Raw genomic sequence first — 25143 nt, forward strand, 5'->3', positions numbered from 1 at the left:
TTACTTTTATTCGTCTTTTTTCTTTAAAAAACGTCCTCTCGGCTCATCACCTTCGTGAAGCACTATATCAGAATGTAAGAACTGTGCGGCATCGGCTGAATCTTTCACTTTAGTAGCAGAGCGTTCTAACATTTCCGCTTCAAACTCACTTAATACACTTTCTCTTATTCCGGCTTTTCTCCATTCAGATAAAGGTCGGCATCCTTTAAAAATCCTGCGAGCCAGCTTGAGCGCATCCAGCAGTGCTTGATTTGCCCCTTGTCCTTTGAATGGACTCATGGGGTGAGCTGCATCTCCAATCAGAGTTGCTTTTCCTGCTTTCGATAATAATTCTGAACTGAGTAATTCCCGGTCATACACGGGATAGCCCGAAATTTGAGCTTCTAAAGTTGCCGCTAAAATTTCAGGTATAGGACTGTGCCACTGTGTTCTACGGAAGGCTTCTTCTTTGAGTGCTTGAGGTCCTTGAACACTTAATTCCTTTGCTGCATTTTCTGTCATTGGAAAGCTAAGCTGCCACATTACTGATTCTGAGTTGAAAGGCATGATGTAGATTCGTTCATTGCCATTGGCGGTTTGAAATACAGTAGCCGAGTCCAGTAAAGGATTGTTAAGACCTTCGAGAGCACTCAAAGGACAAATACCCAAAATCACTATACAATCCAGATAACGCAAAGGAGTAGTCTCTTCACCAATCAATATTCTTCGAACCGAACTACGAATACCATCGGCTCCAACCACCAAATCTGCTTTGTAGCTTTTGATTTCACAGTTCACTTGAAAGTTGAGATTAACAGCTTCATCCTCAGATTCCTTAAAATCCACTAACTGGTGTCCCCAATGTACCATATTCTGTCCGCCAAGCTGTTGAAGTAATGTTAAACGTAAAGATTGTCGTGCGATATGCACATTGGTACGTTTCTGAAAGGTTTTCGCATCTGAGGCTATCCACTTTCTGATACCCCATTCACCAATAACTTTTCCATCGGTAGTATGAACCAAATGTCTTGTGGAAATCACACCTTCTTCTAACGAAAAAATACCCAATCCCTCAATTGCCTTACTCGCTTGTTGTAGAGTGAGTCCATAGCCTTGAGATCGGGCTTCGAAGTTATTATCGCGTTCAAAAAGTGTAAAAGGGATTCCGCGGTGTAAACAAGCCACAGCCAGAGCTACACCGCCAATACCACCGCCAACAATAGCAACATGCGGGTAGTTTTCTTTATCCGCTATAGGAGGACTGGCAGCGGGAATCAAACCGGATCCGGAACATTTAATGCAACTGTGTAAGTGTCCTTTAGGGCGAACAGGAGTAATTCCTTCACCATTCGATTTTTCAAATTCATCTAATGCTTTCCGGTAGCGGAGTCGTGCTTTATCGCTGAGTCCACGACTTTTTTTGCCTCGTCCCTTACATTCGGGACAAATAGTCCAGCTTAGTTCTTTGTTTTCCACTTTTTTCTTGATTTACAGCACAAAACTACTTTTTTCAAATTGAAAAGGAAAGGATTTATCAGCGCTATTTTATTGAAGTTTTCTTCAAATACTGTGAAAAATGGTTTGTAAATAGCTCTTTTTAAATTTTTAAGAATGACTATTAAAAGTTTTTTAATGTAAATTAGCTCCGTATTTGAGATACAAAACTTCCTTTATATTATTTTAAATGAAATGGATTACTAGAGAAAGACCTAAAATAGACCGAATTGCCTGCCCTTGGTTAATTAAAAAATTTGTTGATCCGGAAGCTGAATTCATTTATGTCCCATTCAGCGATGTTTTAGATAAAGCAAAAGAATTAGACGCTATTCCTTTTGATATCCCCGATACCGAATACACGCATTATAACGAGCAAACTACCTTTGATTATATCATCAAAAAACATCAAATTGATGATGCAGCCGTTTTAATTATTGCAGGAATTGTACGTGGTGCAGACACTGACCAACATGATATTGCACAAGAATCGGCGGGACTTTGGGCTATTTCTGCCGGACTTTCTTATAATATTACCGATGATGCTAAATTGTTAGAAACAGGAATGGTTCTTTATGATGCGCTATACAGCTGGGCCACTCATCTATACAAACAGAATCATTTACAAAATAGTCCTTTTGAAAACTTATTACATCAGGTTTATAATAAGTTGTTGAATGAAAAAAAATCTAAAAACAAAAAAACACCTACTTGGGTCAAGGATTTAAAAGAAATGATTCAGGATCAAATTGACACTCAATTTACATTTGATTTAAAACAAATTTCAAATGATTTGGAATTGAATCCTTCGTATTTATCCAGAGAGTTTTCTAAATACTTCGAAGATTTAAATTTTGGTGATTATGTGCGGAAATTGCGAATTGAAAAAGCAATTAATCTAATTGAGAATTCATCGTATACACTAACTGAAATAGCCTATAGAACCGGTTTTTCAGATCAAAGTCATTTTACCAGAATTTTCAAATTGCATACCGGAAAAAATCCATCATCTTACCGTAAAAAAAACACAAAAAAGTAATTCAGATACAAAAGGTAAATACTATACTATTTCTACCTTTTTAGTATGATTAGTTTTGCATTCATAATAAATAACGTTATGATACAAATTAGACATGCTATTATTTTAGTTTTACTGGTATTGAGTACCACTGTTTTTTCACAAACCACTTATCCTAAAATTACAGGATACTTTGGTATATTGCATCCGTTAGTTTCGATTAATAAAGATGAAACGACGGTGAATTTTAGAGATTATTATGCTGTAGGTTTCCCAACAGGAATTAACATCTGGAAAAGTGAAAAAATCGGATTTTCTTTCGAAATTGTTCCTAGTATAAAAGACGATCAGGGAGTCAGTAAGGTAAACAATTTATTAATCCATCCTGGAGTTTTAGTAGCTTTAGGCCATGGATATACCTTTGCAGGAAGAGTTGCATTCGAAACTAGTGGAAGATATGGTGTAACACCGGTATTTAATAAAACAATAAAGAAAAACGCCAATAGTAGTTACTTTGTAGCTGTGCCACTACCAGTTCGATTTGGTAATGACCACCCAGCAAGTTTTACGCTAGGTTTTCAATTTGGAATTGCCTTTTAAATTATTTAGACTATGACTGAAAAACCAAAATATACATTAAGAGAATTAACTCTGTATTTCTTAAAATTGGGCACCATTGGATTTGGTGGCCCAGTAGCATTGATTGGCTACATGCACCGTGATTTAGTTGAAGATCGAAAATGGATCTCAGAAGAGGAGTATAAAGAAGGCCTGGCTTTAGCACAATTAGCTCCGGGGCCTTTAGCAGCTCAATTAGGAATCTATTTAGGATTTGTTCATTATAGAATTTTGGGCGCTACACTGGTAGGCTTTGCATTTATACTGCCTTCGTTTATAATGGTCGTATTATTAGGGATAATCTATAAATTATTTGGCGGCTTATTATGGATACAAGCTGTGTTTTATGGTGTTGGTGCAGCCGTTGTTGGGATTATAGCGCTGAGTTCTTATAAACTTACATTAAAATCAATTGGTAAATTCAATCTGGATTCTTTTAAATCGAAATGGATGTTGTGGTTGTTTTTTATTCTGGCTACAGTTATAACTTATGTAACTGAACAAGAACAAATTTTATTGTTTATAGCTGCCGGTCTTTTATATATGCTGGTAAAAGCTTGTCCTAAATGGTGGAATGTAAGTACAGTAAACTCTTTAGTTCTTGTTCCATTTGCTTTTTGGAGTTATGAAAGCACAACGCTAACAAAAATAGCTGTTTTCTTTACTGAAGCAGGTGCTTTTGTTTTTGGAAGCGGATTAGCCATTGTTCCTTTTTTACATTCAGGTGTAGTGGTAGAAAATCAATGGTTAACAGAACAACAGTTTCTGGATTCGGTTGCTGTAGCGATGATTACACCAGGTCCTGTTGTTATCACAGTGGGGTTTATTGGGTATTTAGTCGAAGGTTTCTCAGGAGCATTAGTGGCAGCTCTGGCTACATTTTTACCTTGTTATTTCTTCACCATTGCAATGGCTCCATATTTTAAAAAAATATCAAAAAATGAGCCTGTAAAAGCATTTGTAGAAGGTATTACCGCTGCAGTTGTAGGTGCTTTAGTAGGTTCGGTAATTGTAATAGCAAAAAGAAGTATAATTGATGTTCCAACAATAGTCATAGCTATTTTAAGCATTGCTGCTTTACTTTATTACAAGAAAATTCAAGAGCCTTATATCATTGCTGTTGCTGCCGTTTTAGGACTTATGATAAAACTAATATGAAGTCAAAAATCAAGTTTTTTATAAACACCCAATTGATTGTTAGTATTATACAATCAATTGGGTGTTTTTTTTTATTTCCAATACGAATGCATCGTATTTTAACTTCGTATTAGTATTTAATAGCATCAATAGCAATTTTACAATTCTTACCTTTGTATATACAAATAAGAAGCTGCTTTCATGACTACAAATACACTTTCCAAAATTAAAATATCCGTTCTCGATTTAGCAATAGTTAGAGACGGAGGAAATCCTGCCGACACTTTTAAAAACAGTTTAGACTTGGCTCAAAAGGTCGAAAAGTGGGGCTACAACCGATTTTGGTTAGCAGAACATCACAATATGCAAGGTATTGCCAGTACTGCAACTGTCGTATTAATTGGTCACATAGCTGCTGGAACTTCAACCTTAAGAGTAGGTTCTGGCGGAATTATGCTTCCCAATCACGCTCCTTTGATAGTAGCCGAACAGTTTGGAACTTTGGCCACGCTTTTTCCTGACCGAATTGATTTGGGCTTAGGACGCGCGCCAGGAACCGATCAGTTTACAGCTGCGGCTTTAAAAAGAGACGAACATGCCGCTATGGAATTCCCTTCTAATGTAGAAGAATTACAACGTTATTTATCTGAAGGCAACAAAAATGGACGTGTTCGAGCCTTTCCCGGAGAAGGATTGGATATTCCAATTTGGATTTTAGGTTCCAGTACTGATAGTGCCTATTTGGCCGCTTCTTTAGGTTTGCCTTACGCTTTTGCAAGTCATTTTGCACCTGCTCAATTGCATAACGCATTAGCTATTTACAGGAGAAATTTCAAAGCATCAGTGCAATTAAAAGAACCTTATGTAATAGCTTGTGTGAATGTAATTGCTGCCGATACAGATTATGAAGCGGAGCGATTAGCGACTTCGTTTAAAAAATTATTCCTTGGAATCATCACTGGAAACAGGCAGCAACTAAAAGCACCAGAAGTACCTAATGAAGATTTTATGGATCCAATGGAAGAAGCAGCACTGCAACAAATGATTCAGTATACTTTTATTGGTAGCCCTGAAAAAATTAAAAAAGAATTGGAAAACTTTATCGAAATTACTCAAGTTGATGAATTAATGGTTGCTTCTGCAGTTTACGAACACGAGGCGAGATTGCATTCGTATAAAATTTTAGGACAATTAAATAAAGGATAATAGTTGACTTTCTATATATCAAACTACTATTATTTTGAGGTTCAAATGTCCTTAGCTTCCGCAGTCGAGTGTCAAATGTTTGAAGAATGCGTAAAAAGAAAAGCTGTTTGATCCGCTGCGGCGGAGAGTTCTTTTCTTTTAGCATTCGAAAACTAATTTGACCGACGAGGAAGTGTAAGACTTGATTTTTTTGTTTCTTTTTTGATCAAGCAAAAAAGAAAATTGATAAATCTAATTTTTCACTTTTAATAAAAACGGTGTTAATAGTGTTTTAATTCAAAGTCAAAGCCCCCAGAATTTCTTCTGACATAAATGGTCCTCCGGGATATTTAGCAGTATAATCAAGGTTAAGCCAAATTTGATTGCGCTCATCAATGTGATAATGTAATTGTTTTCCATAGCTTTCTTTTACAAAAAGTTTGTTTTTAACTAAAAAATTGACCGTTTCAAGATCATTCATAGCTCCAATTAGAATTTCCGGATAAATGTGTCCTTTGGTATGAATTAATCTTGGAGTTCCTCCAATAGCTCTAACGCAGGCAGCCATTAAAATCGAATGATCATCACAATCTCCGGATAAATATTCTAAAGATTCGCTGGCAGAGGCAATGTAATCACCATCTTTAGGATCGCTTACGTAATTCCAACGGCTATTGATTTCTTTAAAAATTGCAAAACACTGAATAACAGTGCGGTAATCAGAGTATCCTTTGGTATTTTTAAAATTTTTATTGACTGCCATTACAGCAAAATTACGAACCTTAGGATTTTTGTATTCAATAGCATTAAGAATTTCCGATTTATTGGGAAAAGGCAATAGTTTAGAAATAATAATATCCTGAGGGTTTGGATTGTCTGACATAGTGTAAATCATAGAATCATAATCTTCATATACACTTTCGAAACCATAATTTCCAAATACACTACCGAAAAACAGAACAAAAATATAAACGATAATACAGATGATAATTATCGTTCTAAGCGATCGTAGAACTAATTGTGTTGCAACTATAATAAAAAGAAACAATATAATTCGATCTAAATTGATTATCCAATTTAATTCGATTAAATTTTCATGTGCAATGATAAATAAAGGAACGCTAATCAAAATGTTCAAAACAAAAATAATCACATCATCCCAGGGCTTCTTGACCTGAAGTTTTTGTTTAATATTTTGAGGAGTAAGATTTTTAAAGTTTATCATGCGAAGCAAAAAAGGTAAAACTACACTGTTTTAACTATTTCATCAAAAGTACCTATTTTATCAATAATTTTCAGTTCTAATAACTGATTTTGAATATTGTTTAACATTTCTTTAGATAATTGTCTTTGCGACCATTCCGTAAGCGAAAGCCATTCTTGGATATCGGCTGTTTTTTGATGGTATTTTTGAGCTAAAATGCTATCAATATTTGGAATCGACTTAAATGAAGCTGTTTTTTTATTAATGATATTTAAAATTTTCTGAATTGCTTCTGGCTCTTTTTCTGAAATTTCATCGCGAACCGCAATTACAAAACAAGGCCAGGGAGTAGGGCAGTCGGCTATTTTTCTAAAAATACCTTTATCAACCAGCGGTTTGGTCATAAAACGTTCCCACATAAAATAATCGGCAGTTCCATTAGTTAAAGCTTCTACGGCTCCATCAATAGTATTTACAATTTCAAATTGAAGAGAATTGGTTTCCCAACCTTGATTATTGGCGTTTACATAAGCCATTAATTGGGAGCCTGAACCCAAACGGGAAATAGCAATCTTCGTGTTTTCAATATCAGCTAAGGTTTTATAATTGGATTTTGCTGCTACGTGTATTCCCCAAATTAAAGGCGAATCAACATAAACCTGTACAATTTTTGTTGGATTTCCAGCTAATATATCTTTTACAATTCCTTCGGTAAGAATTACAGCAATATCGGTTTCACCATCACGAAGCATCTGACACATTTTTCCTGTTCCTTCGGGAACATCTGTCCATAGTAAATCGATATTCTGACTTTCAAATTCTTTATTATCAATGCTTAAATACCAAGGCAAATTAAAATGTTCTGGTACACCTGCTATTTTTATCGTTTTCATGTTATTTTTAATTAAAAAGAGTCTAATGAAATAATGATGACGATAAAAACAAATATTCCAAGAACAAATCTTATGCCTTCTGATGAAAAACCAGTATTGTCATCTATTTTAAAATCCTCAAAAAGATAATATCCAATATCTGTTCTGTTATTTTTATGCATACAACTATTCATTAATAGTGCCCAAATCCATAACGCTAATCCTCCTAATGCTAAAAATATCTTTTGAATCAAATGTCCCATAATTTTATTTTGCTAATTTATCTAAAGTGTAACGGATTAAATTATCAATCGTTTGATATGGATTTTTACTAAAACTTCCATCGGAACGATTGGCAATAATAGCATTTAACGAAATGGATTTATGCCCTAAAAGTGCAGCCAATCCATAAATGGCAGCAGTTTCCATTTCGAGATTTGTAATTTGGATTCCGTTAAAATCAAATTGATCCATTTTTCGATTCAAATCGGCATCTTGAATATTCAAACGTAAAACACGTCCTTGAGGGCCGTAAAAACCACCAGCCGTTGCGGTAAATCCTTTTTGAATTTCAGTAGTATAGAAACGGTCTGCTAAAGTTTCGCTTGAAGAAATTACATAAGGTTTTCCTTTTTGTGTATCCCAATTCGTTTGCTCAATAAAAGCGGCTTCAATTTCAGTATTCGAAATTTCATCAATGCAATAGGAGCGAAGCATATTGTCCAGACCAATGGCATATTGACTCATAACAAAGCTGTCAACAGGAATAGCGGCTTGAAGTGAACCCGAAGTTCCTATTCGAATAATATTTAGTGATGTTAGTTTTTCTTTTACTTTTCGAGTCTTAAAATCGATATTAACCAAAGCATCTAATTCGTTCAGGACAATATCAATATTATCAGGACCAATTCCGGTAGAAATTACGGTGATTCTTTTGCCTTTATAGGTTCCTGTTTGTGTTTTAAATTCTCTTTTTTGAGTTGTGAATTCGATACTGTCAAAAAGTGCGGTGATTTTTCCAACCCGATCCTGATCTCCAACAAAAATAATATCTTGAGCAATTTGCCCGGGTTTTAGATTCAGATGATAAATACTTCCATCTGCATTTAGAATCAATTCTGATGCTGCTATCATTTTTTCTTTGTAGGTTTCTAAGGTTTATAAAAATTCCAATTTTAAAAATTCCAAATTCCAAAAATGAATAATTGGAATTTGGAATTTATTTTTTGGAATTTATCAACCTCCAACACGTTTGGTTTTAAAACCTTTTTCCTGTAAAATTTTCATGATTTTGTCACGATAGTCTCCTTGAATGATAATCGCTCCATCTTTAAAACTTCCGCCTACACTTAATTTGGTTTTGATTTCTTTGGCAAGAATTTTAAAATCCTCCTCATCTCCTTCATAACCTTCGATTATAGTAGTTGGTTTCCCTTTTCTTTTTTCGAATTTACAAATCATAGGTTCTTTTTGAACGTATAATTCATGTGATGTTTCTTCTTTTTCTTCCGGTTCGTTGCTTGGAACGTGATCTGGGAAAAGGTTTTTTAATTGGTCTTGTAAATCCATAATTTATATTTTTTGGGAACACAGATGAAACTGATTCGCTAAAGCGAAAACACAGATAAAACGGATTTTTAATTAATATAATCTGTTTTTTCTGTGTCTTTACAAAGTAAATCCGTTTTATCCGCGTCCTATTTTTATTTCTTAATCAATCCTAAATCCACTAATCGCTCATATAAAAAATCCCCTGCGGTAATATCTTCAAATTGTTTTGGGTTTTCATTATCAATACAATTTTCTAAGCAATTTAATGGCATATCGCTTACCGGATGCATAAAAAATGGAACCGAATAACGTGAAGTTCCCCATAATTCTCTTGGTGGATTCACTACTTGATGAATCGTCGATTTTAATCTGTTGTTGGTATGTCTTGATAACATATCGCCCACATTAATTACCAATTCATCAGCTTCAGCAATAGCGTCAATCCATTCTCCATCGTGATTTTGAACCTGAAGTCCTTTGCCTTGAGCACCCATTAAAAGCGTTATCAAATTTATATCGCCATGCGCGGCTGCACGAATAGCATTTTCCGGTTCAGAGGTAATAGGTGGATAATGAATAGGTCTTAAAATCGAATTTCCCTCTTTGGCATAGTTATCAAAATAGAATTCGTCCAGTCCTAAACGCAAAGCCAATGCTCGCAATACATAGATTCCTGTTTTTTCAAGCATTTGATACGCTTGTTTTCCAACTTCATTAAAATGCGGCAATTCTTTTACTGTGACATTTTCAGGGTATTCAGAGGCGTATTTTGAATCTGCGGACACATATTGTCCAAAATGCCAAAACTCCTTTAAATCGCCTTCTTTTCTTCCCTTAGCGTGTTCTTTTCCAAAAGAAACATATCCTCTTTGTCCTCCCAGTTCAGGATTTTCATAGCTTTTTTTAATCTCTAGTGGTAAACTGAAAAATTGTCTGATTTCGCTATACAATTCTTCAACTAATTGCTGGTCTAAAAAATGTCCTTTTAAGGCAACGAAACCAATATCTTCAAAAGCATTTCCAATTTCATTCACAAATTTTTGTTTGCGTGCTGGATCATCCGAAAGGAAGTCACGTAAATCAACACTAGGGATGTTTTGCATATTGTACTATTTTATTTTATGTAACGTTAGTAAAGAGATTCTAGCTTCTCTTTACAAATGTATTTAATAGAATTTTAAAACAAAACAGTTGGTGAAAATTAGAGATAAAAAAAACGCTTCAATTTCTTGAAGCGTTTCGTGGGGAGAGCAGGATTCGAACCTGCGAAGTTTACACAGCAGATTTACAGTCTGCCCTCGTTGGCCGCTTGAGTATCTCCCCGAAGCCTTTGAGTACAACAGTTGTTTGTTGTTGTTAGCGGTGCAAATATAGGAACACTTTTCGTTTCTGCAAACTAATTTGGGACTATTTTTGCAATATTTTGCATGGTTTATTTTAACATGTTGGTCTTGAATAAAATAAAAAATCTCCACTAGGGAGATTTTTTATTTTTATGATATGAAACTGCTTTATTTAGCCAAAAGTTCTATGATTTTTGCTCTAAGTTCAGCACCTCTTAAGTCTCTTGCAACAACTTTTCCTGAAGCATCGAGTATAAAAGTGGCAGGAATAGCTTCAACTTTATATTGAGCGGCTATTGGTTCTTGCCAACCTTTTAAATTAGAAACCTGATTCCAAGTTAATTTATCTTTTGCAATTGCTTCTTTCCATTTGTTAGCGTCTTCGTCTAAAGATACTCCTATAATGTTAAGCCCTTTTGAGTGAAACTCTTTATAAATGGCTACAACATTTGGATTCTCTTTTCTACAAGGACCACACCATGAAGCCCAAAAGTCAACTATTGTAACTTTTCCTAAACTTTCCTTAAGAGAAATTACTTTTCCTTCTGGATTAGGAGCAGAAAATTCGGTTCTTCATTTAGTAGCCGCTGGCGCTGGTGCAGCTCCTGGAGCCGCTGGTGCACCTGGTACAGAAGAGTTAATTGCAGTAAGTCTTTCTTTGATGGCTTTACCTGGCTTAGTGATTTTCAATTCTTCTTCAAATCCGTTAAAGATTTTTTCTGCTTTTTTGACATCTGCAGATGGATCTTGCAACATACTTTGAAGGATTAAAGCACTGATGAATGATTTTGGATGAGATTCAGCGTAAGCAACATATTTAGTTTTAGAATTAGTACCAACTTCTTCTTGAATTGTTTGGTATTGTTTCATTAAACTATTGATTACAGCAGTATCTTTAGCTTGTTGAGCTTGGTTCATTTTTAGCATATTAGCTGATTGGAAATCAATTAATTTCTTTTGAACCACTTTCATTTCGTCGTTAAATTTCACATACTCATCATTGTTGTAAGTACCTGAAACTTTAGATTTCTGAATGCTATCTTTGTTAACTTCGATGTTTATTTCTCCAGATTCCAAGATAAATGGGATTGGTTGATTAGCAGCTTCTAATTGAAGTATGTGGAATGAAGGCTCAGTAACTTTTCCTTTAATTTCAAATTTTCCATTTTCAACTTTTACAGTATCAATATTGATTAATCCACCCATACCGTTTGGATCCTGTGTTTGAAGAATGATAGTTTTTCCGTTTTCAATTCCTTTTGCAATACCAGTGATAATGTACTCGTCTTTACCAACTTTACTACAAGAAAATAGCACAGCAGACGCAGAAAGTAATAAAAATAATTTTTTCATTATTAATTAGTTAAATTAGTTAAGTCTGCAAAAGTATTTAAATTTATAAAATGGCAATAATTTAATTCGCTAAATTTTTGTTATAATTACTAATATTAATGGTTAAGTGGGAATGATTCTATATTCTAGTTAAAACAATAATGAAATAATAATTTAGAAAGTCAGAGTTTGATAATTTGTTTTTGTAATCAGACTGATTTATTTTTGATAAAAAAATGAATACGGTTTTATGAAGCGGTTAAAAGAAATACTATTAATAAAAGATGCTACAATTAATAAGGTACAATTTGATAAAGAATGGTTTTTTAAACTTGACGACATGGCTTTTTACTTAAAAGAAGATTTGTCAGAAGTTGAGTTTGTTTATTTACCGATGTTGATTGAGGGAGAAAGAGAAATTGTAAAATGCAGTTCTTTTGAAGATATTCTTAGAGGCAGAAAAGAATTAAAATAAAAAAGAGAGAAGGGTGACTTCTCTCTTTCGAATGTATTATCGGTTACTTAGTTTTGCTTTTTCTTTAATGATATCACTTATTTTTCGGTTTTCTATTTTACTTTCCAGCCAGGAAATAATATCGAGATAAAGAAAGGCTCTTTTTTCATAAGTGCTTTGTTCTAATTCTATAAAGCGCTCTTTCATTTTAATAAATTCCTTTTTTATATCACTTGGATAAATTGAATTTAAGTTTTTTAAGAAACGAATGATCTCTTTTTGTACTTCATGCAAATCATTCATTTTGAGTAAAAACTTGTAGGTGTTTTTCAATTGACTTTCTAAGTAATAATCTTTTCCTAATTCATAATGCGCAATCAAACATAAAATACGAGCAAAGCACATCAAATCTTCGCGCATACTTAGGTTTTTGTTATTGATGATTTTTTCTAAATAGAAAATAGATTCATTGTATTTTTCAACTCCAAAATAAATACTGGCAATTTTATAGAAAAACAACATTTCGTGATGTTCGTCTAAATGCTCGTTGTGTATTTTTAGTTTGCTTAGAATATCAGGAATTAAATATTCGCTTTCCGCAAATGTTCCTTCCATAATATGGTAATTCAATTTATTGTTATACACATACAGGAAAGCTAATGAAGCTATATTGTCATTAATAGGAAAACGATCGTCTTTTATAGTTTCTTCAAGCCGTGTCAGGTATTTTTTAAACTTGGTTTTATACTTTAACATGTATAAAGATTCCAATAAGTAATTATTTCCTTTTAAGAAAAACACAGGATTTAAAAAAATCATGTTTTCATTATCATAAAAAAGAGTCACCCATTTAGACGCAAATTTATAACTGGCTAAAAAATCCTGAACTAAGAAACTGCGCCAAAGATTAGCATTGTAAAACCAATATTTTTCCCGGAATCCAAAGTTATTTTCGTCTAATTTAGAAATGTGTTTGTTGAAATAATCGTCAATATATTTATATTCCGTATCGCTTTTTACATAACCTGTTTTAAGCATGATTCCGTACAATTGTAGAGATAAATTAGATAATTTACTGGAAATTGTATTCTGATAATTCAATTCTTTGGCTTGAATTACCAATTCGTCAGCTCGTCCCTGAATACTTCGGGTAATGTATTGCGATTCGATTAATTTTTCGAATTCTACAATTTCATACGCCATTAATTTTTCGTCGTTTTCTATAGCCTGAGTTTTGGTTTTATCCAAAATCTTTAAGCTTTGCCTGTATAAACCTTTGTTGTATAGGATGGTAGCAAAATCAATTTGTTCTCTTAGTTGGTAACGGATGTTTTGACTTGGAATATTAAGGCGAATACTTACTAAAATTTGCTTGTATAAATATGATTTTAGATTCGATAATTGCACTTTTTTAATGATGCCACTTTTTAAAATAAGTTTTTCATCATAGCTCTCCGATTTGTCTAAAATATTGAACAGTTCAATGAATTTTGTATTCGAACTGGTCTCTAATCGACTCGCAAAAATCTTAAATTGTCGTTTTTCAGATTTAGATAAGGACTTAATTAGAACGAATAAAAAATCTTTTTGATGGTTAGCCATTGTAAAATAAATAGATTTAACTAATTGATTTTGAATAGTTTAAGTAGCCAATACTAGGCTTATAAACAGTATATTCGATTAAAATGAATTTTCTATTCAAACTAAAGAATATATTTTTGTTATCAAGATGTGAAATTACATTAAATAAATGAAAATGAATAGAGAGAAAGTCCAAATTTTTGATACCACTTTGCGAGATGGCGAACAAGTCCCAGGATGTAAATTAGATACCAATCAGAAACTCGTTATAGCGGAACGATTAGACGGAATGGGGGTTGACATTATTGAAGCTGGTTTTCCGGTTTCTAGTCCTGGCGATTTTTTATCTGTTACTGAGATTAGTAAACTTGTTCAAAATGCAACTGTTTGTGGTTTGACCAGAGCTGTGAAAAACGACATTGATGTAGCAGCGGCAGCCCTAAAACATGCTAAAAGACCACGTATTCATACTGGAATAGGAACTTCAGACTCTCATATATTACATAAATTACAAACAACAAGAGAAGATATTATAGCAAGAGCTAAAGCGGCTGTTGCTCATGCAAAATCTTATGTAGAAGATGTAGAATTTTATGCAGAAGACGCAGGAAGAACCGATAATGCTTTCTTGGCTCAAGTTTGTGAAGAAGTTATTAAATCAGGAGCTACAGTTTTAAATATCCCTGATACAACCGGTTATTGTTTGCCTGATGAGTATGGAGCAAAGATTAAATACTTAAAAGAAAACGTAAAAGGTATTGAAAATGTAACGATCTCTTGTCACTGTCATAACGATTTAGGAATGGCAACTGCCAATTCTATTGCTGGCGCTATAAATGGAGCAAGACAAATCGAATGTACTATTAACGGTATTGGAGAAAGAGCAGGAAACACAGCACTTGAAGAAGTGGTAATGATTTTCAAACAACATCCAGATTTGAATTTATATACTGATATCAATACAAGACAATTGAACGAAATGAGTCGTTTGGTTTCTGAAAGTATGGGTATGATGGTGCAACCTAATAAAGCAATTGTTGGAGCTAATGCTTTTGCTCATAGTTCTGGAATTCACCAGGATGGTGTAATCAAAAACAGAGCTACCTATGAAATCATCGATCCTTTAGATGTAGGAGTTAATGAATCATCAATTGTTCTTACCGCCAGAAGCGGTAGAGCGGCATTGGCTTACCGAGCTAAAAAAGTAGGTTACGAGTTAACAAAAACGCAGTTAGATGTCGTCTACGTCGAGTTTTTGAAATTTGCTGACGTCAAAAAAGAAGTTTTAGACGATGATATTCATTTAATTATTGCTGCTTCAAAAATAGAAGGAGATTTAATTAAGCGATAGTTAGGGGTTAGGAGTTTTAAATTATTAAATTTGCAGCTTTTACTTAAAAAATTAATCTCATGAACTTAAAAATTGCTGTATTATCGGGTGATGGTGTTGGTCCTGAAGTAATCTTACAGGCAAAAAAAGCTTTGTATGCTATAGGAGTGGTTTACGAACATGATTTTATTTTTGAAGATGCTCTTGTGGGAGCTATCGCAATAGATAAAGCAGGTTCTCCACTTCCGGAACAAACACTAAATCTATGTCTTAATACAGATGCTGTTTTGCTGGGTGCAATTGGTGATCCAAAATATGATACTGATTCTAATGCAAAAGTTCGTCCAGAGCAAGGATTATTGCGATTGAGAAAAGAGTTAGGTCTTTATGCTAATATCAGACCTCTTAAACCTTTTAAAGGTTTGGTTGATGTTTCTCCTTTAAAAAGAGAAAAAGTAGAAGGGGTTGATTTTATTATTTATAGAGAGTTAACCGCTGGAATTTATTTTGGAGAAAAAAAATTAAACGAATCAGGAACAATTGCTTCTGATTTATGTGAATATACGGAAGACGAGATTTCAAGAATCGCTCATTTAGCATTTAAATCGGCTCAAAATAGAAGAAAAAAAGTAACCTTAGTTGATATGGCTAACGTTCTTGAAACTTCACGTTTATGGAGAAATGTGGTTAAAAATGTTGGAGCTAATTATCCTGATGTAACTTTAGAATTTTTGTATGCTGATAATGCAGCAAAGCAAATTATATCTAATCCAAAGCAATTTGATGTAATATTGACCGAAAATTTATTTGGAGATATCTTGTCTGATGAAGCAAGTGTTATTACAGGTTCAATAGGAGTGTTAGCATCGGCTTCATTAGGAGAAAAAAATGTGTTGTTTGAGCCAGTTCATGGTTCTTATCCTCACGCCAAAGGAAGGAATATTGCCAATCCTTTTGCAGCCATACTTTCAGCAGCGATGTTATTAGAACATTTTGGTCTTAACGAAGAAGCTAAGAAAGTATATCAAGGTGTAGAAAAAGCGATTGAATTCAATGTTGTTACAATAGATTTAAATCCAGATTCAAAATTTGGAACCAATGAAGTTGGAGAATTTATTTCCAATTTTATTTTGAATAAAGATGACTTGATGTATTTTAATAATGATAATGTACATTTAGGTCAGTCAACAATAGTATAATACACTATTTTGATAGATAATTGAGGTTAATGGTAAGAAATCCATAAAATTTTATTTTTTATTTTTTTAGATATAAAGGTTTTTATACTTTTGTTCCATCAAAAAAAGAAAATGAAAAATTCAATAGTATTAGTTTCTGTCGTTAATGTCATTGTTGTATCAACAAATGCATAAGGGAAGCTATTAATATAATTGAAAAATAATATTATATAACTCCCAGTAAATTGGGAGTTTTTTTTTGGAATTATATTACACAAAAAATAAATAAAAAATACGATGGAATTAAACAAATATAGCAAGACAATTACTCAGGACGAAACACAACCGGCTTCTCAAGCGATGTTTTACGGAATTGGATTGACAGAAGAGGATCTTAAAAAAGCTCAGGTAGGAATTGTAAGTATGGGTTACGACGGAAATCCGTGTAACATGCACTTAAATGATTTGGCTAAAGATATTAAGACTGGAGTCTGGAAAGAAGATTTAGTAGGATTGATTTTTAATACTATCGGTGTTAGTGATGGTATTTCAAATGGGAATGATGGAATGCGTTTTTCTTTAGTTTCTCGCGATGTAATTGCCGATTCTATCGAAACAGTTATGGGTGCACAATGGTACGATGGTATGATTGCTGTTCCAGGTTGTGATAAAAATATGCCAGGAGCTCTAATGGCTATGGGAAGAGTAAATCGCCCTTCTATTATGGTTTATGGAGGATCGATTCACCCAGGAAAATGGAAAGGTCAGGATTTGAATATTGTTTCTGCATTTGAAGCCTTAGGGAAAAAAATCAGCAACACAATTACGCCGGAAGATTTCAAAGGTGTAATTCAAAATGCTTGCCCAGGCGCAGGTGCTTGCGGTGGAATGTACACTGCTAACACTATGTCATCGGCAATTGAAGCATTAGGAATGAGTTTGCCTTACAGTTCTTCTAACCCTGCTTTAAGCCCGGAAAAAAAACAAGAATGTGTTGATGCCGGAAAAGCGATCAGAATATTATTAGAAAAAGATATTAAGCCTAGAGATATTATGACTCGTAAAGCTTTCGAAAATGCTATTACAATGGTAGCTGTTTTAGGAGGTTCTACAAATGCAGTAATGCACTTAATTGCAATGGCTCATTCTGTAGGTATTGAATTAACATTAAAAGATTTCCAGGATATCAGCGATAAAACACCATTATTAGCCGACTTGAAACCAAGTGGTAAATACTTAATGGAAGATTTACATAATGTAGGTGGTGTTCCTGCAGTAATGAAATATTTATTAAAAGAAGGTTTCTTACACGGTGAATGTTTGACTGTAACAGGTAAAACAATTGCTGAAAATTTAGCTTCTATTCCTGATTTACACGATGGTCAGGAAGTAATTTTTGAAATCCAAAAAGCATTAAAAGCAACTGGAAATATCCAAATTTTATACGGAAATATTGCTTCAGAAGGTTGTGTGGCAAAAATTAGTGGAAAAGAAGGAGAATTTTTTGAAGGTACAGCTGTAGTTTTTGAAGGTGAAAAAGATGTAATCAGAGGAATCCAAGCAGGTGAAGTAAAACCAGGTAATGTCGTCATTATCCGCTATTGCGGCCCAAAAGGTGGTCCTGGAATGTCTGAAATGTTGAAACCAACCTCTGCTATTATGGGAGCTGGTTTAGGAAATACTGTAGCTTTGATTACTGACGGACGTTTCTCTGGAGGTTCTCATGGTTTTGTAGTTGGACATGTTACTCCGGAAGCTTACGAAGGTGGAGGAATTGCTTTAATCGAAAACGGAGATGTTATTACAATTGATGCTGTGAAAAACACTATTGATATGAAAATCTCTGATGAAGAATTCGCAAAACGTAAAGCTAACTGGAAACAACCAGAATCACCAATCAAACAAGGAGTTTTACTTAAGTATATGCGTTCAGTATCCAGTGCATCTGAGGGATGTGTTACTGACAAATAATAAATAACAATATCAATTGGAATATCAATGAAAATATGAATAATCAGTTTACTATTGAAATTGATTTTTGACATTGCCATTGACATTGATTTTTTGAAAAAAAATAAAGTATGAAAATATCAGGAGCAGAAGCAGTTATCAGATGCTTATTAGCCGAAGGAGTTGACTTAGTTTATGGATACCCTGGAGGTGCCATAATGCCGGTTTACGACGAATTATATAAATTTCAAGATCAATTGCACCACGTATTGGTGCGTCACGAACAAGGTGCTGCTCATGCTGCACAAGGTTTTGCCAGAGCTACCGGAAAAGTAGGGGTTGCTATTGCAACTTCTGGACCAGGAGCAACAAACTTGGTTACAGGTATTGCCGATGCTCAAATCGATTCTACTCCAATGGTATGTATCACTGGACAGGTAGGGAAACATTTATTGGGTTCTGATGCTTTTCAGGAAACAGATATTATTGGAATTTCGACTCCGGTAACAAAATGGAATTACCAAATTACTGAGGCTGATGAAATTCCTGAAATTATGGCAAAGGCATTTTATATTGCCCGTTCAGGACGCCCGGGACCAGTATTAGTTGATATTACTAAAAATGCACAGTTTGATACTTTAGATTTTAGTTACAAAAAATGTACTGATATCAGAAGTTACCACCCAAAACCGGTTCTAAAAATAGAAAAGGTTGCGGCAGCGGCTGAAATAATCAATAAGGCTAAAAAGCCGATGATTATTTTTGGTCAGGGAATCATTCTTAGTAAGGCTGAAGAAGAATTGAAAGCATTGATTGAAAAATCAGGAATACCAGCAGCCTGGACTATATTAGGTCTTTCTGCTTTGCCTACAGAACACGAATTGAACGTAGGAATGGTTGGAATGCACGGAAATTACGGACCGAATGTTTTAACTAACGAATGCGATGTTTTAATTGCGTTAGGAATGCGTTTTGATGACCGTGTTACTGGAAATCTAGCTACTTATGCTAAACAGGCTAAGGTGGTTCATTTCGAAATTGACCCGGCAGAAATTGATAAAAACGTAAAAACTGAGGTGGCTGTATTAGCTGATTTAAAAGAAGCTTTAACAGCATTATTGCCTCTTATTGAAAAGAATTCTCACGAAGAATGGCATAACGAATTCAAGAAGAAATACGAAATTGAATTAGATGCGGTTATCAATGAAGAATTGGCTCCAACGAATGGAAAAGGAATTTCAATGGGGGAAACTATCGAAATGATTAACAAACACTCGAAAGGGGATGCAATAATGGTTTCTGATGTTGGTCAACACCAAATGTTTGCTTGCCGTTATGCTAAATTTAACCAAACTAAAAGTAATGTAACTTCAGGAGGTTTAGGAACAATGGGATTTGCTTTACCGGCTGCAATTGGAGCTAAAATGGGTAGACCGGATCGCGAAGTTGTTGCAATTATTGGTGATGGTGGTTTCCAGATGAATATTCAGGAATTAGGAACTATTCATCAAACTAAGGTACCGGTAAAAATTGTGGTATTGAACAACGAATTTTTAGGAATGGTAAGACAATGGCAAGAATTGTTTTTTGACTATAGATATGCTTCTACAGTGATGACAAATCCTAACTTTTGTGCTATTGCCGAAGGTTATTATATCAAAGCCAGAAAAGTAACTAAGAGAGAAGAATTAGATGAAGCAATTGCTGAAATGATGGCTTCTAAAGACTCTTATTTCCTTGAAGTTATGGTTGAAAAAGAGAACAATGTATTCCCAATGATTCCAACAGGAGCTTCGGTTTCTGACATCCGATTAAGTTAATATTATGGAAAATAAAACATTCACCATTTCTGTATATTCAGAAAACAACGTTGGCTTATTGAACAGAATATCCGGGATATTCTTAAAACGCCACATCAATATATTGAGTTTAAATGTATCCGAATCGGAAATTGAAAACGTTTCCCGATTTGTAATTGTAGTGGATACTACTGAAAAATGGGTACAAAATATTGTTGGTCAAATCGAAAAACAAATTGAAGTAATTAAAGCGTTTTATCACGTAGATGAAGAAACTATCTTCCTGGAAAGTGCTTTATTCAAAATCAATTCGAGTTTATTATTTGACGAAAGACAAATTCAAAACATTATCAAAGAAAGTCATTCCGAAATTGTAACTGTATCCAGAGACTTTTTTGTGATTTCAAAATCAGGAAGACGTTCAGAAATTGAAGAACTACATTCTAAATTAAAGCCTTTTGGAATTATGCAGTTTGTACGTTCAGGAAGAATATCAGTTTCCAAAGAAAAAATGGAAGTGACAAGTTTATTATTAGAAGAATTAAAATCATAAATTAAATATTAGAAAATGGCAAATTATTTCAATTCATTACCACTTAGATTACAATTAGAACAATTAGGCGTTTGCGAATTCATGGATCAATCAGAATTTGCTAATGGAATCGAAGCTTTAAAAGGTAAAAAAGTAGTTATCGTTGGTTGTGGTGCTCAAGGTTTGAACCAAGGTTTAAACATGAGAGATTCAGGTTTAGATATTTCTTATGCATTACGTCCTGAAGCTATTGCTCAAAAAAGAGCTTCTTTCATGAACGCTGCTGATAACGGTTTCAACGTGGGAACTTATGAAGAATTAATTCCAACTGCTGATTTAGTATGTAACCTTACACCAGATAAACAACACACTGCTGTAGTTACTACAATTATGCCATTAATGAAGCAAGGAGCTACTTTAGCTTACTCTCATGGTTTTAATATTGTAGAAGAAGGAATGCAAATCCGTAAAGACTTAACAGTTATTATGTGTGCTCCTAAATGTCCGGGATCTGAAGTACGTGAAGAGTACAAAAGAGGATTTGGTGTACCTACATTAATCGCTGTTCACCCTGAAAATGATCCAAACGGTTTAGGTTTAGATCAGGCAAAAGCTTACGCAGTTGCAACAGGAGGAAACAGAGCAGGAGTTTTACGTTCATCTTTCGTAGCTGAAGTAAAATCTGATTTAATGGGAGAGCAAACTATCCTTTGTGGATTGTTACAAACAGGATCTATCTTATGTTTTGATAAAATGGTTGCTGAAGGTGTTGATGCTGGATATGCTTCTAAATTAATCCAATACGGATGGGAAACTATCACTGAAGGATTGAAACATGGTGGTATCACTAACATGATGGACAGATTGTCTAATCCTGCTAAAATCGCTGCATTTAAAGTTGCTGATGAATTAAAAGACATCATGCGTCCATTGTTCCAAAAGCACATGGATGATATCATCTCTGGAGAATTCTCTAAAACTATGATGGAAGACTGGGCTAATGACGATAAAAACTTATTAACTTGGAGAGCTGCTACTGAAGCAACTAACTTCGAGAAAACTCCGGCTGGAGATGTTGAAATCTCTGAGCAAGAGTACTACGATAACGGAGTATTAATGGTAGCTATGGTAAAAGCTGGTGTTGAATTAGCTTTTGAAGCTATGACTGATTCAGGAATTATCGAAGAGTCTGCTTACTACGAGTCATTACACGAAACTCCACTTATTGCTAATACAATTGCAAGAAAGAAATTGTTTGAAATGAACCGTGTAATCTCTGATACAGCTGAGTACGGATGTTATTTGTTTGATCATGCTGCTAAGCCATTAATCGCTGAGTACGTTAAAAATGCACCATCTAACTTAGTTGGACGTCCATTTGGTAACGGAACAAATGGTGTTGATAACAAAGAATTAATCGAAGTTAATTCAATTATCAGAAACCACCCTGTTGAAGAAGTAGGAGCTTGGTTGAGAGAGTCTATGACTGCAATGAAAAAAATCGTTTAATCACGATATTTTAATAAAGAAAAGAAAGCGGAGTAAATAATTACTCCGTTTTTTTTGTGCCCAGATTTTTAGGAGCAGAACTCTTTCGGTATTCAATAGCGTATGCTCCCGCTTTTCGCTACAATCTTTTCTTTTTTAAGAAAAAAAGAAAAGGATTTCCACTACAATCGGGGCTAAGAAACACGAATAGTTTCATAATAAACACCCAATATAGTCATTGAGAGTTCCGATAGCTATCGGAACGACGCAATCACATTAGCTAGAAAATAATTATTTATAAGATAAATTTTATATATTTGATAAAAGCAAAAATAATAACGACAATTTTAAAATTGGCATTGTGTTTTTTATGTTTTCGAAATAGAATAATTAAAATCAATAAAGTAAATATATTTCAACTTTTGAAGTTGCGTATATAACAAATTAGCTGTAAGGCTTAAATACCCAAATATATGGCAAAGGAACACGTAAGACAACATTTTATTCCTCAATGCTACTTGAGAAACTTTTCCGAAAATGAAAAATTTGTTTTTGTTTATAGCAAAACAAACAAAAACAAAGGCTATCCGCAAAGCATTGCTAAAACTGCCTATAAAGACAATTTTTACGCAATTCCCGAAAAATATTTAAATCGGGGATTTTCGGAAGACATAGATAGTAATTTCATTGAGAAAAAAGTATTAGCAGAAAATATTGAAAGCCTACACTCTGAGCTTTTAAATAAAATAATTAAAGCAGCATCAGTGTGGACTAATCATAAAGAAACATTAGAGATTTTTAACAATAAAGAACGTGACCTATTTGCTGTTCTAATAGCCATACAATATTTGAGAATGCCCAATATTAGAGATATGTATTGGGATGCTCAACAAAAAGCACAAAAAGAAAGAAACGAGGTTGTATCTGCAATGAAAAAAAAATACGAAGACATTGACTGTAGCGAAGCCACTGCCCTTAATAGGGAAAGCGATTTTGCCCCTGTTTTACATTCGGAGATATTCTTAGATGAAAAACTAATTGCAGACATACAAGACCAATTAATTAAAAAAATATGGAAATATAAAATTGCTACAAACAACACCGTTTTCACGTCAGATAACCCAATTATATTAAAGCCGCATCTCAAAAATCAAACTGCTTTCTATGACGGATTTGGTATGAAAGGAGTTGAAATAATTTTTCCTATTAGCAAAAACATCATCTTGACAATATGGGACGACGAAGTATTTTGTGACGACAAAACTGAAAATAACAAATTCAAAATTTTAACAGAGCTAGAATTAAGACAATATAATTGTTCTCAATATATTTTGGCTAACGACGAAGTATATTCTTCAAAAAAGGACTTCAAATTAATAGAGAAGCTTAAATTGGCTAATGGGGACATAAATAAAGAAATATCAATAGAACGAGCGACAATTAAAGTTAATGGAAAATGATAGTTCCTCTGGTTCTCTTTTGCAACGAGAACCTACTTGCTTTTAAAAACAAAATGGCTTCCATTAGGAATATCAATAATTGCAGTTTTTGTTACCATCATTTTTGGATTAAAAGATACTTCTAAAAACAATGAATTAGAAGAACGCATATTAAACCTAGAACAGAAATTAGAATTGTTAAAAAATGATGCCAAACCTTTAAAGATGTATCCCAAGGAAGTGGTTGAAAAAGTAGCAACAAAAAAAACGACACTTTAAAAAAAACTTTACCATAATAGTATAATTTTAAAAATCATTCACTTAAAAAGACGGAATGAATAAACCCGAAAACCTTTAATCCTAAAAAACAAACCTTAATATGAAAAAAATAGCTTTTATAATTTTTATGTTGTTTATTTTTTCTTGTAAAGAAAAAGAAATGACTGATGCAGAAATAGATAGAATAGATAAGTTAGCAGATAGCATTGTAAATTCTGAAAATAAAAATAAAAAAATGCCAGACAGTATTGTCCTTACCGAACAAGAAAAAGTGATTGGAGATATAAAATTTGGAGACTCAGAAAAGGAAACAAAAAAAAAACTTGAAGATTTTATAAAAAAAAGTAAAAGAAAAGAATATTCAAACTCAGACTTTCCTGATTGTTTTATCGGAAATTATAAGTTTAGTGAATACGGACTATATGGTTTATATTATAAATCAAAACTATACCTATTACACATTTATGGAACCCCAATTCACTACGACGAATATGAATCTGAAATTCCAAGACAAATTGAGTTTCTTAAATCCGTAATTTCGGAAAAGTATAAAGAACCCTATACTAGCAATACAATTCCCGAAAGTTTTGAAACCAAAAAAGGTTATAGTTATGAAGTTTATAGTTGGAACATTGGCACAAAGAGAATTGAAATCCGATTAAAAGATAGGGGTGTTTATTATTCAGTTGATATTGAAATTTACCAACCAAATATTGTGAAAATATTAGAAAATGCTCAATTAGAAGAAGATAAAAATATGACAAATAAAGATAAAAATACTTTCTAAAAAACATATCCCAATCTGGTTCTCATTTACAACGAGAACCTACTTACTTTTAAAAACAAAACAAAGCGTTTGCAATGCGGCTTATTAAAGAGCCACTTGATGAGATGACAAAAAAATAAAAAAATGACACAAAAACTACCACTTCCGCCGTTTAATTTTGAAACTGCAACTCAGAAAGTACGAATGGCGGAAGATGCCTGGAATACTAAAGACCCTGAAAAAGTTTCATTGGCTTACACCATTGATACGGAATGGAGAAATAGAGATCTTTTTATTAATGGAAGAGAAGAAGTAAGGCAATTTTTGACTGCCAAATGGGAAAAAGAATTGGATTATAAACTCAAAAAAGAACTTTGGGCTTTTACCGATAACAAGATTGCGGTTCGTTTTGAATATGAATGGCGTAATAATAATGGACAATGGTTTCGTTCTTACGGTAATGAAAATTGGGAATTTGACGAAAATGGGTTTATGAAAAAACGCTTTGCAAGTATTAACGATTTAGCAATAAACGAAACAGAAAGAAGATTGTAATTGAGACTTGACATACAATTAACGTTAATTCAAAAAAGGCGAAGTAATAATCTATTTCG

General features: G+C 33.7%; 24 protein-coding genes, 1 tRNA gene and 1 pseudogene. 15 read left to right on the top strand and 11 right to left on the bottom strand.

Annotated features, from left to right (window positions below):
• Positions 1–6 precede the first annotated feature (6 nt).
• Positions 7–1455: an FAD-dependent oxidoreductase gene (locus GTZ96_RS08655; RefSeq protein ID WP_161643148.1), complete on the bottom strand. Its 1449-nt coding sequence runs from the start codon at positions 1453–1455 to the stop codon at positions 7–9.
• 208 nt (positions 1456–1663) lie between these two features.
• On the opposite strand from GTZ96_RS08655, the gene GTZ96_RS08660 reads away from it, so the two are divergent.
• From GTZ96_RS08660 to GTZ96_RS08675, 4 genes are all read left to right on the top strand, one after another.
• Positions 1664–2512 (top strand): chromate resistance protein ChrB domain-containing protein, encoded by an 849-nt coding sequence (locus GTZ96_RS08660; RefSeq protein ID WP_161643150.1) that lies wholly within the window; start codon positions 1664–1666, stop codon positions 2510–2512.
• 78 nt (positions 2513–2590) lie between these two features.
• Positions 2591–3091: a hypothetical protein gene (locus GTZ96_RS08665; RefSeq protein WP_161643152.1), complete on the top strand. Its 501-nt coding sequence runs from the start codon at positions 2591–2593 to the stop codon at positions 3089–3091.
• A gap of 12 nt (positions 3092–3103) precedes the next feature.
• The gene (locus GTZ96_RS08670; RefSeq protein WP_161643154.1) at positions 3104–4267 is read left to right on the top strand and encodes a chromate transporter; all 1164 of its coding nucleotides are present in this window, start codon (positions 3104–3106) and stop codon (positions 4265–4267) included.
• Positions 4268–4447: 180 nt separating this feature from the next.
• Positions 4448–5452 (top strand): LLM class flavin-dependent oxidoreductase, encoded by a 1005-nt coding sequence (locus GTZ96_RS08675; protein WP_161643156.1) that lies wholly within the window; start codon positions 4448–4450, stop codon positions 5450–5452.
• A gap of 271 nt (positions 5453–5723) precedes the next feature.
• Here GTZ96_RS08675 and GTZ96_RS08680 read toward each other — a convergent pair whose 3' ends face one another.
• The 9 genes and pseudogenes from GTZ96_RS08680 to GTZ96_RS08720 form a co-directional block, all read right to left on the bottom strand.
• Positions 5724–6656 (bottom strand): transglutaminase, encoded by a 933-nt coding sequence (locus GTZ96_RS08680; protein ID WP_161643345.1) that lies wholly within the window; start codon positions 6654–6656, stop codon positions 5724–5726.
• Positions 6657–6676: 20 nt separating this feature from the next.
• Entirely contained in the window at positions 6677–7528 is an 852-nt protein-coding gene (locus GTZ96_RS08685; RefSeq protein ID WP_161643158.1) for a substrate-binding domain-containing protein, read from the bottom strand.
• Positions 7529–7539: 11 nt separating this feature from the next.
• On the bottom strand, positions 7540–7770 hold the full coding sequence (locus GTZ96_RS08690; protein ID WP_161643160.1) for a hypothetical protein: 231 nt from the start codon (positions 7768–7770) through the stop codon (positions 7540–7542).
• Positions 7771–7774: 4 nt separating this feature from the next.
• A complete protein-coding gene (locus tag GTZ96_RS08695; protein WP_161643163.1) occupies positions 7775–8641 on the bottom strand; it encodes a nucleoside phosphorylase in 867 nt (288 codons plus the stop codon).
• 102 nt (positions 8642–8743) lie between these two features.
• On the bottom strand, positions 8744–9076 hold the full coding sequence (locus GTZ96_RS08700; RefSeq protein WP_161643165.1) for a translation initiation factor: 333 nt from the start codon (positions 9074–9076) through the stop codon (positions 8744–8746).
• Between the two features lie 134 nt (positions 9077–9210).
• Positions 9211–10161 carry an isopenicillin N synthase family dioxygenase gene (locus tag GTZ96_RS08705; RefSeq protein ID WP_161643167.1) on the bottom strand — a complete coding sequence of 317 codons (951 nt, stop codon included), beginning with the start codon at positions 10159–10161 and terminating at the stop codon, positions 9211–9213.
• Positions 10162–10300: 139 nt separating this feature from the next.
• A tRNA-Tyr gene (locus GTZ96_RS08710) sits at positions 10301–10381 on the bottom strand.
• 188 nt (positions 10382–10569) lie between these two features.
• Positions 10570–10956: pseudogene (locus tag GTZ96_RS18475) on the bottom strand (TlpA family protein disulfide reductase); the annotation flags it as partial.
• Positions 10957–10974: 18 nt separating this feature from the next.
• Positions 10975–11754 carry a DUF4369 domain-containing protein gene (locus GTZ96_RS08720; protein WP_161643169.1) on the bottom strand — a complete coding sequence of 260 codons (780 nt, stop codon included), beginning with the start codon at positions 11752–11754 and terminating at the stop codon, positions 10975–10977.
• Positions 11755–11983: 229 nt separating this feature from the next.
• Between GTZ96_RS08720 and GTZ96_RS08725 the strand changes: the two genes are divergently transcribed.
• Positions 11984–12208: a hypothetical protein gene (locus tag GTZ96_RS08725; protein ID WP_161643171.1), complete on the top strand. Its 225-nt coding sequence runs from the start codon at positions 11984–11986 to the stop codon at positions 12206–12208.
• Positions 12209–12244: 36 nt separating this feature from the next.
• Here GTZ96_RS08725 and GTZ96_RS08730 read toward each other — a convergent pair whose 3' ends face one another.
• Positions 12245–13789 (bottom strand): hypothetical protein, encoded by a 1545-nt coding sequence (locus tag GTZ96_RS08730; RefSeq protein WP_161643173.1) that lies wholly within the window; start codon positions 13787–13789, stop codon positions 12245–12247.
• Positions 13790–13943: 154 nt separating this feature from the next.
• Here GTZ96_RS08730 and GTZ96_RS08735 point away from each other — a divergent pair, with 154 nt between their 5' ends.
• The 10 genes from GTZ96_RS08735 to GTZ96_RS08780 all read left to right on the top strand — a co-directional run bounded on the left by GTZ96_RS08735 (position 13944) and on the right by GTZ96_RS08780 (position 25084).
• A complete protein-coding gene (locus GTZ96_RS08735; protein ID WP_161643175.1) occupies positions 13944–15119 on the top strand; it encodes a 2-isopropylmalate synthase in 1176 nt (391 codons plus the stop codon).
• Between the two features lie 59 nt (positions 15120–15178).
• Positions 15179–16297 (top strand): 3-isopropylmalate dehydrogenase, encoded by a 1119-nt coding sequence (leuB, locus tag GTZ96_RS08740; RefSeq protein WP_161643177.1) that lies wholly within the window; start codon positions 15179–15181, stop codon positions 16295–16297.
• A 276-nt stretch (positions 16298–16573) separates the two neighbouring features.
• Complete coding sequence (gene ilvD / locus GTZ96_RS08745; protein WP_161643179.1) at positions 16574–18247, top strand: dihydroxy-acid dehydratase; 1674 nt, start codon at positions 16574–16576, stop codon at positions 18245–18247.
• A gap of 110 nt (positions 18248–18357) precedes the next feature.
• A complete protein-coding gene (ilvB, locus tag GTZ96_RS08750) occupies positions 18358–20046 on the top strand; it encodes a biosynthetic-type acetolactate synthase large subunit (RefSeq protein WP_161643181.1) in 1689 nt (562 codons plus the stop codon).
• A 4-nt stretch (positions 20047–20050) separates the two neighbouring features.
• Entirely contained in the window at positions 20051–20578 is a 528-nt protein-coding gene (ilvN, locus tag GTZ96_RS08755; protein ID WP_128195401.1) for an acetolactate synthase small subunit, read from the top strand.
• 15 nt (positions 20579–20593) lie between these two features.
• On the top strand, positions 20594–22066 hold the full coding sequence (gene ilvC / locus GTZ96_RS08760) for a ketol-acid reductoisomerase (RefSeq protein ID WP_161643184.1): 1473 nt from the start codon (positions 20594–20596) through the stop codon (positions 22064–22066).
• Positions 22067–22518: 452 nt separating this feature from the next.
• A complete protein-coding gene (locus GTZ96_RS08765) occupies positions 22519–23505 on the top strand; it encodes a DUF4238 domain-containing protein (protein WP_161643186.1) in 987 nt (328 codons plus the stop codon).
• A gap of 36 nt (positions 23506–23541) precedes the next feature.
• On the top strand, positions 23542–23763 hold the full coding sequence (locus GTZ96_RS08770; RefSeq protein ID WP_161643188.1) for a hypothetical protein: 222 nt from the start codon (positions 23542–23544) through the stop codon (positions 23761–23763).
• Between the two features lie 100 nt (positions 23764–23863).
• Positions 23864–24550 (top strand): hypothetical protein, encoded by a 687-nt coding sequence (locus GTZ96_RS08775; RefSeq protein WP_161643190.1) that lies wholly within the window; start codon positions 23864–23866, stop codon positions 24548–24550.
• Positions 24551–24673: 123 nt separating this feature from the next.
• Complete coding sequence (locus GTZ96_RS08780) at positions 24674–25084, top strand: nuclear transport factor 2 family protein (protein WP_161643192.1); 411 nt, start codon at positions 24674–24676, stop codon at positions 25082–25084.
• The last annotated feature ends 59 nt before the right edge of the window (positions 25085–25143 follow it).

This window comes from Flavobacterium undicola (assembly GCF_009909155.2).
Classification (GTDB): domain Bacteria; phylum Bacteroidota; class Bacteroidia; order Flavobacteriales; family Flavobacteriaceae; genus Flavobacterium; species Flavobacterium undicola.